Raw genomic sequence first — 13,912 nt, 5'->3', positions numbered from 1 at the left:
AGTTTATTTCAACGCAACATCGAGTCTTATCGGATTGTGATCGCTGTTTTTAAAATCCAGATCTATGGTCTCTGTGGAGTTGATCTGCAAATTGCTCGATACTATGAATCCGTCGATGACATAATATTGGAAACTCTCGTGGTCGCTTCCTTCGTATGGTTTGTCCAGGGATCGGCATGTCGGAGCTGAGGAATCGGTGATGCAGGTGAAGGAATCTCCAAATTCAGATACATCTATACTCCCTGGTGCCCACAGGTCAGCGGATTGCTGAGGGTATGCGGACAGATTCACATTTGAAAATGTCTGGTTGAAGTCGCCTCCTGCGATAACGTAGTTCCCTGCTGCCGCCTCATTTTGGAGAATGTCGGCGAGCATCCTGGTCTGGGCGGCTTTGCCCTCGCCTGAGTCATAAGCCTCCAGGTGTAGATTTACTATGACGAGTTCGTGTTCACTTCCGGCGATCGGTATTCTGGACACGATCAGGCATCTTTTCAGGTTGCACAGTCTGATCGGATAGGTAAATGGACATGGAAGTTGTATTCTTTCTGCATCCGATACTTCAAATGTGCTGAGAGTCATTATCCCCGATGTCACTCTGCCGATCGGTGGAAGTGGATATGGAACCATGAGTGTTTTGTAGTTGTAGGCGTATGAGCTTGTGTATGACGGCAGCTTTTCCCTCAAAATATCGGCTTCGTTTATCTTGTGGCTTCTGGATGATCGTTCATCGACCTCCTGGAGAAGAAAGATGTCAGCGGCAAGTGAATTCAGCTCTGATGTGATGGCCTCCATATTGTCATTTACCTGCTTTGCGGTGGAAGTGTACACACTGTCTCCTCCGTCCATGAAAAAGTCAGCATTTGCACCGAGGGATCCGTAGCCGAGATTCCATGTCACGATGGATATGGAGTCGCCGACAGATGGTGAAAGCTTGGCTGAGTCGGTTGCATTTTTGCCAAATGTGCTTCCGGATGTGACCTCAAGGGATTCGGAATCGTCTGGCTTGTATTCTGTTATAGTGAGAACTCCTACAAATATTATGGCGGCCGCAAGGATTACGCCGAGGACGATACAAGTTATTTTTAGAATCTTTTTTGCTATTATCATGTTGGATATTTCCTGTTCTATATTTGTTCAGCCCGTCCAAATGGTTAGTTGGACTGACATGTAAAGTATATCAGACGCGGTGGGTGTAAACAATGTGTAAAATGACACATGTTGGGAATCGTGGTATAATGTAGCACGCTGATGCGTGCGCAGGTCATCGTGATGACACATGACGACATATGATATAATGTAGCATGCTGATGAGGCGTAGGTCATCGCGCATATGTGAGACGTATGATATAATGAGCACAAGTGAGCCAACATGCTTGCATGATTGGCGAGCGGCGAATTGGATCATGATAGTTGCGACAGCAACGGAAAGCACCGTAGGTGCGAATCATGATATAATGAGCAACGAGACATAGTATAGTATAAATTTTTGAGGGGAATTTATGTTTGAACTTATTATAAAAGATATAATGGAGGTCGCGGGCTACCTTCCGATAGGTATTTTGTGCGGGTGCATAGCAGTCGTTACTTATCTCGTGTATACAGTGAGTCCTGCAGGAAAAAAGGTCAGTGCCGGCGGACGTGTGAAGAAGTCAATAGTGTGGTTCCTGCTGGTGGTGTATCTGGCGGTGATGGCAGTTACTGTGTTCCTGTCCAGAGAGCCGGGCTCAAGGCAAGGCATTGACATGACGCTGTTTCAGACGTGGGGAGTGACGCCCCAGGAGCACGCATTTGTCATAGAGAATATATTGCTCTTTGTGCCGTTCGGCGTGCTTTTCCCGCTTGCGGTGGCTGGAAGTAAGAATGGCGATGGCAGGGCGGTAGACAGGTTGTCCAAATGCACTGTACTGTTTGGATTTCTGTGCAGTGTCTGCATAGAGACGGTTCAGCTTATAACGGAGCGCGGTTACTGCCAGCTCGATGATGTAGTTATGAATACCCTCGGAAGCCTTGCGGGATATATTATATTTTTAATTATAAAAAAGATGAAAAATATAAAAAAAATGGAGGAATAGATCATGCCATGTACAACAATATTGGTAGGAAAAAATGCGTCTTATGACGGTTCAACAATAATAGCGAGAAATGACGATTCGGGTGCCGGTTCGTACACGCCGAAGAAATATGTGGTTGTGAAGCCGGAGGAGCAGCCAAGAATATACAAGTCGGAGATATCCCATGTGGAGATTGAACTTCCGGATGATCCGATGCGTTACACCTGTGTTCCAAATGCGCTGGCGGGCGAAGGAATCTGGGCGGCAAGCGGAGTGAATTCTGCAAATGTGGCTATGACGGCGACGGAGACCATAACCTCAAATCCAAGAGTGCTCGGCGCGGATCCACTGGTGTGCTATGAGCCTGCGGAGGGAGATAAGCCTGAGAAGACTGGAGGTATCGGCGAGGAGGATATAGTCAGCATTACACTTCCATATATAAAGAGCGCAAGAGAGGGCGTGAAGAGGCTTGGCAGCCTGCTTGAACGATATGGAACCTATGAGATGAACGGAATTGCATTTCAGGATGTAGACGAGATCTGGTGGCTTGAGACCATCGGAGGACATCATTGGATTGCGAGAAAAGTTCCTGATGATGTGTATGTTGTCATGCCAAACCAGTTTGGTATGGACGAATTTGATATGGCAGATGCAATGGGAGCGCAGAGCGAGTTCATGTGCTCGGCAGATCTTCCAGCATTTATAGAGAAGTATCATCTGAACGTGGAGAATATGGAGGACACGATCTGTCCACGGGATATATTCGGCAGTCACGACGATGCGGATCACATGTACAACACCCCGAGGGCATGGTTCATGGAGCGGACGCTCAACCCGAATTCGGCAGTCTGGGACGGACCGGATGCGGACTTTACGCCGGTTTCGGATGACATTCCATGGTGCATGATACCAGAGAAGAAGATAACCATGGAGGATGTGAAGTATGTGCTTTCTTCGCATTATCAGGGAACTCAGTATGATCCGTACGGCAATTACGGCGACAATAAGATGCGCGGGGCATATAGATCGATAGGTGTGAACAGGACGGATTTCATGTCGGCGATCCAGATGAGACCATATGTTGGAGAGGAGATCTGCGCTGTACAGTGGATAGCATTTGCATCGAATGCATTCAATGTCATGGTTCCTTTCTATGCAAATGTAGACACGACTCCTGAGTATCTAGCAAATACAGGGGCGGATATTTCCACGGACAACTTCTACTGGACCAGCCGTATGATCGCGGCGATGGCGGATGCATCTTATGCGAAGTCGGTGTTCCATATCGAAAGGTACGAGGAGAAAGTCATGTCCAAGGCACATGAGATAATATACAGATATGATGATATTATGAATGAACAGCCATTGGGCGAGAAACTCCGCCAGCAGGCCAACCAGGAGACCACAGACATGGTGAGACGTGAGGCAAATGCAACCCTTGGCAGGGTTCTCTATGAACTCAGCAATCAGATGAAGAACTCGTATTCAAGATCTGATGCGTAGTAGGCAATGAGTGGCCGCTTACAGGTTATGATTATCCCTGTATTTACCCGGAGTCATGCCGTATTTCTTCTTAAACATCCTGTTGAAGTAGGACAGGTTGAAGAAGCCGCAGTTCTCCGCGACGGAGAGTATGCTCTCGTCATTGGAGGAGAGAAGTCTTGCGGCAACATTCAGCCTGAAGTCGTTCAGATATGATACAAATGACACCCCCATGGTGTTCTTGAAAAATCGCATAAAATGGGATTCAGAGAATCCACAGTAGGAGGCTATATCCGTTATGGATATGGCCTCTTTGTAATTTTCGTCTATGTAGGAGAGGATGAGTTTTGTTCTCTCCAGATCCCTGGCTCGGTTCTTCCTGTCTGCCTCATCCCTTGCGGTGGAGTTGGCATAGAGAATGTAGAAGAATTCAAAATAGCATCCCTTAAGTGCAAGGTGGTATCCCTTTGGCGTCTCTGAGCAGAGCTTGTCTACCCTGTTAAGACACGCGGAAAGAGACGGATATAATGGATCGTCCCTGTCATAAATACTCTTGATATCCACGTCGCCCGCCAGCAGAGGCAGGAAAAACTCGCTGTCCAGTGAGTCGTGATTTCTGGATCTGAACATGTCGACGGAGAAAAGAATATTCTCATATTCCATTGAATAGCCTTCGTGCTGGGAGATTCCGTGAATGTGTCCTGGCAGGATAATGACTATGTCACCCTCCTCAACATAGTGAGTTGTGAAGTCCACAGTCACATTTCCCTTGCCTTTTTTGATATAGATAATCTCCATAAATTCATGCCAGTGCAGAGACACAGAATTGAAGTCAAGTGGTATGGAGCACAGGTAAGTATTGTACGGAAACATTGGGTCCGCATGGGTCTTATTCTCCAGAAGATTTTCGTATTCAAGACTGTTCATATAACCATGTGCCTCCTTTTTGTTAATTCGACGATTTTTTACAGTTTTTACATATTGTACATCATCAAGATGATAGAATTGTACAATTAATTGCTTATATAATGCAAGCATAAAAGGGGAAATGCTAATAAAATACAAGCCATAACAGGAACTGTTCAGGAGGTATCATATATGAGTAAAGCGTTGGAGCGTGGCGCAGGAATACTCCTGCCGATAAGCAGCCTCCCATCACCATATGGAATTGGAACCATGGGAAGAGATGCTTATGATTTTGTTGATATGTTGAAAAGAGCAGGGCAGAAGTACTGGCAGGTGCTTCCGATAGGACCAACAAGCTTCGGTGACAGTCCTTATCAGTCGTTTTCAGCATTTGCGGGCAATCCGTATTTTATCGATCTGGATACATTGATAGCTGAAGGGCTTCTCAAGAAAGAGGAGGTAGAATCCTACAAATGGGCTGACAGTGATGACGAGATCGACTACGCCAGAATATACAGACAGAGATTTGAAGTTCTCAGAAAAGCATTTGGCAGATCAGAGCACAAAGACAGCAGGGATTACGTAGATTTCATAGAGGAAAATGAACAGTGGATAGATGACTATGCGCTGTATATGGCGATCAAGGCTGATCATAACAATAGAGAATGGCTTGCGTGGGAACCGGCGATCAAGAAGAGAAAGCCGGAGGCTATGGCAGCTTACAGAGAAAAGCTTGGTGAAGACGTGGAATTCTACAAATTCCTTCAGTTCAAGTTCTACGAGCAGTGGATGCCATTAAAAGAGTATGCCAACAGAAACGGCATAAGCATCATTGGAGATATTCCAATCTATGTGGCACTGGACAGTGCTGATGTGTGGGCTAACACAGACCAGTTCCAGCTGTCCGGAAGCCTTGCACCGGCGGTTGTGGCAGGATGCCCACCAGACATGTTCTCAAGCTACGGACAGAAGTGGGGTAACCCGATTTATGACTGGGATGTCATGGAGAAGGATGATTTTGCGTGGTGGAAGAAGAGAATTGCTGCATCTGCAAAGCTCTACGACGTGATCCGTATAGATCATTTTATCGGAATAGTCAGATACTACAGCATCCCGGCAAATGGCGAGCCGAAGGATGGCTACTACAGACAGGGACCGGGAAAGAAACTCATCGATGCTATAGACAGTGCCATAGGCTCATCCAAGGTTATAGCTGAGGACCTCGGCGTGGTCGTGCCAGAGGTTCAGAAGCTGGTGAAGGAATCCGGTTATCCGGGCATGAAGGTGTTGGAATTTGCATTTGACGGCAATACGGCAAATGAATATCTGCCGCACAATCACGCAAAGAACTACGTAGCGTATATCGGAACCCACGATAATGATATGCTGAAAAGTTATATCAGCGGACAGAGTGAGGAGCTTCAGGAATATATGATGAAGTACCTCATGGCGAACAGCCTGGATGATGTGGCAGAGAAGATGATACATGCACTTTACATGAGCTCAGCGGACACGGTCATACTTCAGATGCAGGATATTCTGGGCAAGGACAACAGTGCCAGAATGAACTATCCATCAACGCTTGGCGGCAACTGGAAGTGGAGGCTTACCAAGGGCGCAACATGGGAATTTACACAGGAACATATAGATAAATTAAGGGATCTCACCAGACTGTATGGAAGATAATGTGTCAAGTTTTCTGTGAAAACTTGACATGTAGCATCAGCTCTCGCCGAAGGCGACTCAGAATGAGCTGATGTTCAAGCAAACAGGGTGAAGACGTATATTTGTAAGGAGGATATTATGTTAAAGGACATTTGCATGAAGAAATACAACAAGGAGATCAAGGATTGTACAAATGAGGAGATATACTTCGCACTCCTTGATATGACAAAGAAGCTCGCAGACGGAAAGGTTTCAGAGGAGGGACAGAAGAAGGTTTATTACATCTCAGCAGAGTTCCTCATAGGAAAGCTTCTCTCGAACAATCTCATCAACCTTGGTGTATTTGACGAGGTTAAACAGGTGCTTGCTGAGAATGGCAAGAGCATCTATGACATAGAGGAGGTTGAACCGGAGCCATCACTTGGAAATGGCGGTCTTGGAAGACTTGCAGCATGTTTCCTCGACTCCATGGCAACCCTCGGACTTCACGGAGATGGAATTGGACTTAATTACCACATGGGTCTGTTCAAGCAGGTATTTGAGAACAACTACCAGAAGGAGACTGCAAATCCTTGGATTGAGGCAGACAGCTGGCTCGAGAAGACAGACGTTACCAACACGATCACATTTGGCAATCTGAAAGTCCAGTCAAGAATGTACGATATAGATGTAACCGGATACGAGAACAGAACAAATAAGCTCCACCTCTTCGATATCGAGAGCGTTGACGAGTCCATCATGGAGCCGGGTGGAATTAACTTCGACAAGACAGACATTGCAAAGAACCTGACACTCTGCCTGTACCCGGACGACAGCGATGAGGCTGGAAATCTTCTCCGTATCTACCAGCAGTATTTCATGGTGGCAAATGGTGCAAAGCTCATTCTTGATGAGGCTAAGGCAAAGGGTTCAAATCTTCACGACCTGGCTGATTATGCAGCAGTTCAGATCAATGATACACATCCTTCAATGGTGATTCCTGAGTTCATCAGACTTCTTACCGCCGAGGGCATCTCATTTGACGAGGCTACAGAGATCGTGACAGAGGTGTGCGCATACACCAACCACACTATCCTTGCAGAGGCTCTTGAGAAGTGGCCGCTTGCTTACCTTGAGAAGGTTGTTCCACAGCTTGTTCCTATCATCAAGAAGCTGGACGAGAAGGTTCGTAACAGATACAAGGATGAGAGCGTATATATCATTGACAAGGATCAGAGAGTGCACATGGCACACATCGATATACATTATAGCCACAGTGTAAACGGTGTTGCATACCTTCACACAGAGATCCTCAAGGATTCTGAGCTGAACAACTTCTACAAGATCTATCCTGAGAAGTTCAACAACAAGACAAATGGTATCACATTCAGAAGATGGCTTCTCCACTGCAACGAGCAGCTTGCAGCTTATATCACAGAGCTCATCGGTGACGGCTACAAGAAGGATGCAGAGAAACTGAGTGACCTCGCTAAGTTCTATGATGATGATGCAGTCCTTGGCAGGATCATGGATATCAAGAAGCAGAACAAGGTCGTTCTCAAGGATTACCTTAAGGAGACACAGAACATTGACATAGATGAGAATTCTATCTTTGACATACAGGTTAAGAGACTTCATGAGTACAAGCGTCAGCAGATGAACGCACTCTGGGTTATCCACAAGTACTTCGATATCAAGGCAGGAAATCTTCCAAAGACTCCTGTGACTGTAATATTTGGCGCAAAGGCAGCTCCTGCATACACCATCGCAAAGGATATCATTCATCTCATCCTCTGCCTGCAGCAGCTCATCGATAATGACCCAGAGGTAAGTCCATACCTCAAGGTTGTCATGATCGAGAACTACAATGTGTCAAAGGCAGCAAAGATCATACCTGCATGTGACATTTCAGAGCAGATCTCACTTGCATCAAAGGAGGCATCAGGTACCGGAAACATGAAGTTCATGCTGAATGGCGCGCTTACACTCGGAACAAGAGATGGTGCAAATGTTGAGATTGGTGAGCTTGTCGGCGAGGATAACATTTACTTCTTCGGCGAGTCAAGCGAGGCAGTCATCGACCACTATGCAAAGGCTGATTATGTGTCAAAGGATTACTACGAGCAGCCTGAGATCAAGCAGCTTGTTGATTTTATCGTGAGCGATGAACTCCTTGAGATCGGACAGAAGGAAAGCCTTGAGAGACTTCACAACGAGCTTATCGTAAAGGATTGGTTCATGACACTCCTCGATGTTGAGGATTATATCAAGACCAAGGAAGGCGTACTTGTAGACTACGAGGACCGTAAGACTTGGGCAAAGAAGGCACTTGTCAACATCAGCAAGGCTGGATTCTTCTCATCAGACAGAACCATCGCTGAGTACAACAAGGACATTTGGAGATTATAATATAAAACTTAGTTTATTTCACAGCAGGGGACGGAGGGGTCAGGCACCTCCGTCCCCTTTTGATTTAGGTTTTGGTGGCGAACAGGAAGTAAGTCGGTTATAATTAAATATACTAAAGTTGTAATGTGATGCGAAAACAGTTCACATCAAGAAAAAGGAAGGCGGTGGAGAGATGTATAGAATACTGATCGTTGATGACGAGAGAATAGAGAGAAACGGGATAAGATTCCTCCTGAAAAAGCTGAATATGGAATTTGATATCGACGAGGCGGTAAACGGTCTTGATGCATTGGAGAAGATGCGTCAGGAGAATTATGATATCCTCCTCACCGATGTGAAGATGCCTTTCATGGACGGTATAGAACTCATTGACAATGTGGTAAATGAGAAGAAGAAAATGAGATGTGTGATATTCAGCGGCTGCAATGAATTTGACTATGCAAAGAGAGCAATAAGGCTGGGAGTTGTGGATTATATATTGAAACCGGTCGACCCGAAGGAGTTTAAGGAGACGTTGGAGAAGGTTGTGGATGAGCTAGAGGCGGCTAAAGCCTCGGATGAGCTCAAGAGCAAGAGCATGGAATTCCTTTATGAGCATGCGCTATATATGCTTGTAAATGGCGAAGATATAGAGAGTATACGCAGAGAGTACAACGGTCTGAACCTGAATTTCGCCAGATTTAAGAGAATTCTGCTGGTTGAATTTAATCACGATTTCTTTGGAAGACGAGATGTAGATTTCAAGAAAAATGAGAAGATATTGGCACTTGGAATACAGAGATATCTCAATCTGAATCAACAGCAGGAACTTATTTTTCTGGGCGATGAAACAGATGCGGTTTACACGGCCCAGGAGCTTGCCAGGATAATTAAAAGTGATTACGATGAGGAATGCTTTATAGCGGTTTCATCGGATATAGAGAACCCTGAGGACATGAAACAGAAGGTTGATGAGCTTGATGAGCTTATGGACAATAAGTTTTATCATCCGGAGATAAAGGTGTTCTACCCAAATATGGAGAGCGATTCGTCAGGAATGATCCAGTTTGATGATGACACTCTCATGAAACAGATGAAACAGGACATCAAGATGAAGGATGTGGAGGCACTCAGGGAACATTTTGACAAATTCTGTGAAAAGTACAGGCACAAGAATGAGTGTTCACAGATATATATAAAGTTTCTCTACTCAAATCTTTTGAAGGACATATATGGCAGTATAGATGGGACCAGTGAGGCGGATCTTAACAAAGATGTTGAAAAGATGTATATGACGACGGATTTTCAGAGCCTTACAGGTCTCGTTGAGGTTGCGATAGACAGACTGGCGGCCTGCTTTGAGGACAAGAGTCAGACCGGACATAAGGAAGTGGAGATAGTAAAGCAGTATATTTACAGAAATTACGGGAGCGAGCTTGGCATAGATATGCTTGCGGATATGGTATATCTTGCCCCAAGTTATCTCAGCACAGTGTTTAAGAAAGAGACGGGACAGAACCTGAGCAAATTTATCAAGTCATACAGAATGGAGCGGGCAAGGGATATGCTTGAGAATAGTATGGCGAAGATTGTAGATATAGGTGCGATGTGTGGTTATCAGAATGTATCCTATTTTTGCTCGAGTTTCAGGGAGTTTTATGGAGTGAGCCCTCAGAAATTCAGGGAGAGCGGTGTTGCAGGCGGTGAGTAGACATACAGCAGACTTGGAAAAGGACGATTGCAGAACTCGTTAAGCAGGGGGATCGTAGATGAACAAAGGTGGAGTCAAGAAGAGATTTCGTGATATGAAGCTGACTGGCAAAATGGTTGTTATTTATCTGCTGGCCGGACTTGTGCCTGTTATGATAATACTGGGTATAACATATATGGAGATGAAAAAGATCCTGTGGGCCCGGGAGACAACGATCTTGGAATCTTATGTCAGCCAGACCACGGATTCCATGGACAATGAATTGGAGATATATAACAACCTCTCTAAATATATATCGTATAACCAGTCGATTGCAAAGATACTGAGCGCAGATCAATCGGCATATCAGAATTATGAGCAGTTCAGTACGGTGATCGATCCTCTGCTGGCATCAATCATGTATTTCCATGAGGATGTAAACCAGGTCACGATATATACTGATGCCAGTGATGTGAAACATGGGTCAACAGTTGCACCGTTAAAAGATCTGGCGGATGGAACGCATGCATATGATGATCTGGATAACAATATACACTGGCATATTGATCTGGAAAGCCGAACTGCATTTTCAGTCAGCCGGATGGCTATGCTGGAGCAGAAAGGTGCCAAGGGCGTTTTGTATGTAGGCGTGGATTATGACAGTGTATTTCAACCGTTTTATACAGAGACAATGTTTGATAATTATGGGCTTATCATAGAGGATGAGTATGGACATATGATATTCAACAAGAATACATTTGCCGATGAGCAGTCAGCATATGAATTGGATGTGGATAAATTCGATGTTCTGAGAGAGATGGAAAATTCAGGGTATCAGTTCATAGATAAGACGTCCAAGGCGACCGGCTGGAACATATGTGTATACAAACCGAACAAACTTATAATCTCATCGGTTCGTCCGATACTTATAATAGCGGTGGCGGCACTTCTGGTAAGTATGCTCGCAGGTATATTATGTATAAATATGGTATCAGAATTTATAACGAAGCGAATCAAAAATCTTCAGAAGACTATGAAGGCCACCGAGACAGGAAATCTGGGCATGGTTATAGAAAATGACAGTACAGATGAGATTGGTGATCTTATAAATGGCTACAACAGCATGAGTAAGCGCCTTGATGAGACTGTCAATGAGGTATATCAGAGCAAGATCAAGGAAAAAGAATACGAGATGAGGGCACTTCAGGCCCAGATCAATCCGCATTTCCTGTACAATTCTCTGTCTATGATCAATTGGAAAGCTCTTGAGGCAGAGCAGGATGACATAAGCCGGATCACCTTGTCTCTGTCCACATTCTACAGGACAGCCCTGAACAAAGGAAAAAACATCCTGCTTGTCAAAGATGAGATAGCAAATATCAAGTCGTATCTTGATATCCAGCTTGCCATGCATGACAACAGCTTTGATGTGGTGTACGACATAGATGACAGTATCTTAAAATACGAAACATTGAATCTGATACTCCAGCCGCTGCTTGAAAATGCGATAGGGCATGGAATTGACGTCAAGACTGACGGCAGAGGAGAGATACGCATAGAGGGAAAGGAGAATGGAGATTTCATTGACTTTACCGTATCTGACAACGGTATCGGAATGACAAAGACCCAGGCCGCCCTGATCCTGTCGAAGTCGTCCAATGGCTACGGTGTGTCAAATGTAAACGAGAGGATCAAGCTATATTATGGAGAGAAGTACGCGGTGAAGATCGAAAGCACCCCAGGAGCCGGCACGAAGGTAATGCTCCACTTCCCAAAGAGAGTAGAAAACTAGAAAATTATACAAAAATTATACCTTTTCATAGAAATTCTACGAAAAGGCGAGAATACGAAGAGAGGATGTACCTTTTGAAGCTTATTAAAGCTCAAAAGGTACATTTTTTTATACTTTATAATAACAAAACCAGTTATCGGCGAAAAATAAAACAAAATCTATATATGTAATAAAATCTATATATGAGAGACATAATAACATTGCTAACATTCTTTTGGCTAAATCAGGGTATATCTTATATAGCCGTCCGTGTGATATAGGAGATCCGCCACTGTATATGCGGTCGGAGCGGTAGCACAGTCGCCTGCTCTTCGACGTTTCTTGCCGGAGCGGCGCCCGCAGCGCCCTTATCGCGGGCAGAGCGCAGTGCAGATAGAAGCCAGTCGAAGGGCGGGCAGACAAGCGTGCTACGGCGGCATATACAGTGGCGGATCTCCGCGGCACACGCCCGCCCATCAAAAAAACAACATATCTAAAAAATCCAACATGTTTCTAAAATCATTGATATATACGGATTGGAAACGTTTTCTTATAATAATGACATAAGGTAAAGGTACTGCAAAGGTGTTAAAAACATTCAATCAAAACTATATTTTTAAGGAGGAACGGTTATGAGAGTTAAGAGATTTGCAGCAGTTGCACTTGCGGGTGTAATGGGAATGTCAATGCTGGCAGGATGTGGAGATTCAGGAAAGGACGAGTCAACAACAGCAGCAGCAAAGAGTGATGCATCAGAGGCTACAGATGCAACAGAGGCAGCTTCAGAGGAAGAGGCGATCAAGACAACACTTACAGTTTGGGGACCAGCTGAGGATCAGTCACCTGATTACGGCGAGTGGTTACAGACAACATGTGAGGCATTCAAGAAAGAGCATCCAAACTGGGATATCACATTTGAGTATGGTACATGTAGTGAGGGTGATGCTGGAAAGACTGTTACACAGGATGTTTCAGCGTCAGCAGATGTATACATGTTCGCAAATGACCAGTTACAGACTCTGATCGATGCAGGTGCTATCTCAGAGCTCGGCGGAAGCACAGCAGATTATGTTAAGTCAACAAATTCACAGGCGATCGTAGATTCTATCACAGTTGATGGAGGTATCTATGGTGTGCCATTTACAACAAATACATGGTTTATGTACTACAACAAGAAGACATTTACAGAGGATGATGTAAAGAGCCTTGACACAATGCTTGAGAAGGGTAAGGTTTCATTCCCACTCTCAAACTCATGGTACATCGCAGCATTCTACCTTGCAAATGGCGGAACATTATTCGGTGATGGTACAGACAATGATGCAGGAATCAACTTCGGTGGTGACAACGGCAAGGCTGTTACAGACTACCTGGTAGATCTTGTAAACAACAAGAACTTTGTAAACGATGAGTCAGGTGTTGGTATCTCAGGTATGACAGATGGTTCAATATCAGCAATGTTCTCAGGCTCATGGGACTACGCAGCATTACACGATGCACTTGGAGATGATCTCGGAATCGCAGTTATGCCAACAGCCAAGATCGGCGGTGCGGACAAGCAGCTCCTCTCATTTGCAGGATCAAAGGCAATCGCTGTAAATCCTAACTGTGAGTATCCACAGGTTGCAGTTGCACTTGCACTCTACCTTGGAAATGAGGCATCACAGGAGTCACACTACACAGCAAGAAACATCGTTCCATGTAACACAAGCCTTCTTGAGAGCGATGCAGTTAAGGGCGATGCACTTGTAACAGCTCAGAATGCAACATTCGATACAACAGCATTCATCCAGCCATTTGTTCCTAAGATGAGCAACTACTGGACACCAGCAGAAAACTTTGGTAAGTCTCTCGTAAATGGTGAGGTTACACACGACAACGCAGCAGATATGACAGAGTCATTCAACACATCACTTAACACTGATGTAGCACAGTAAAAATACTAGTTATATATTTCAAAAACAGGTGCTCCATTCATCT

The 13,912-nt window shown here is 44.8% G+C and carries 9 protein-coding genes; 7 read left to right on the top strand and 2 right to left on the bottom strand.

The window, feature by feature from the left end; translation table 11 throughout:
• Positions 1–3: 3 nt before the first annotated feature.
• Positions 4–1,107, bottom strand: coding sequence for an endonuclease/exonuclease/phosphatase family protein (locus DXB91_RS03415; RefSeq protein ID WP_118016818.1), 1,104 nt, complete (start codon positions 1,105–1,107; stop codon positions 4–6).
• Positions 1,108–1,499: 392 nt separating this feature from the next.
• Between DXB91_RS03415 and DXB91_RS03410 the strand changes: the two genes are divergently transcribed.
• Together DXB91_RS03410 and DXB91_RS03405 are read left to right on the top strand one after the other, a co-directional pair.
• Entirely contained in the window at positions 1,500–2,072 is a 573-nt protein-coding gene (locus DXB91_RS03410) for a VanZ family protein (protein ID WP_118016817.1), read from the top strand.
• Positions 2,073–2,075: 3 nt separating this feature from the next.
• Positions 2,076–3,554 (top strand): C69 family dipeptidase, encoded by a 1,479-nt coding sequence (locus DXB91_RS03405; RefSeq protein WP_118016816.1) that lies wholly within the window; start codon positions 2,076–2,078, stop codon positions 3,552–3,554.
• A gap of 18 nt (positions 3,555–3,572) precedes the next feature.
• Here the strand turns inward: DXB91_RS03405 and DXB91_RS03400 are convergent, their stop codons facing one another.
• Positions 3,573–4,460: an AraC family transcriptional regulator gene (locus DXB91_RS03400; RefSeq protein ID WP_055223552.1), complete on the bottom strand. Its 888-nt coding sequence runs from the start codon at positions 4,458–4,460 to the stop codon at positions 3,573–3,575.
• Positions 4,461–4,631: 171 nt separating this feature from the next.
• Between DXB91_RS03400 and malQ the strand changes: the two genes are divergently transcribed.
• The 5 genes from malQ (at position 4,632) to DXB91_RS03380 (ending at position 13,869) form a co-directional block, all read left to right on the top strand.
• A complete protein-coding gene (malQ, locus tag DXB91_RS14365; RefSeq protein ID WP_243003505.1) occupies positions 4,632–6,125 on the top strand; it encodes a 4-alpha-glucanotransferase in 1,494 nt (497 codons plus the stop codon).
• Between the two features lie 117 nt (positions 6,126–6,242).
• On the top strand, positions 6,243–8,492 hold the full coding sequence (locus DXB91_RS14360) for a glycogen/starch/alpha-glucan phosphorylase (RefSeq protein ID WP_119201403.1): 2,250 nt from the start codon (positions 6,243–6,245) through the stop codon (positions 8,490–8,492).
• Between the two features lie 172 nt (positions 8,493–8,664).
• A complete protein-coding gene (locus DXB91_RS03390; RefSeq protein WP_118016815.1) occupies positions 8,665–10,182 on the top strand; it encodes a response regulator transcription factor in 1,518 nt (505 codons plus the stop codon).
• Between the two features lie 58 nt (positions 10,183–10,240).
• Positions 10,241–11,953, top strand: a complete 1,713-nt coding sequence (locus DXB91_RS03385) for a sensor histidine kinase (protein WP_118016814.1) — start codon at positions 10,241–10,243, stop codon at positions 11,951–11,953.
• Positions 11,954–12,564: 611 nt separating this feature from the next.
• Positions 12,565–13,869, top strand: coding sequence for an extracellular solute-binding protein (locus DXB91_RS03380; protein WP_022215948.1), 1,305 nt, complete (start codon positions 12,565–12,567; stop codon positions 13,867–13,869).
• Positions 13,870–13,912 lie beyond the last annotated feature (43 nt).

It is taken from the genome of Coprococcus sp. OM06-34AC, assembly GCF_003462545.1.
Lineage (GTDB): Bacteria > Bacillota > Clostridia > Lachnospirales > Lachnospiraceae > Coprococcus > Coprococcus aceti.
Note: the sequence above shows the minus strand (reverse complement) of the source record. Positions and strands in the feature narration are given on the sequence as shown.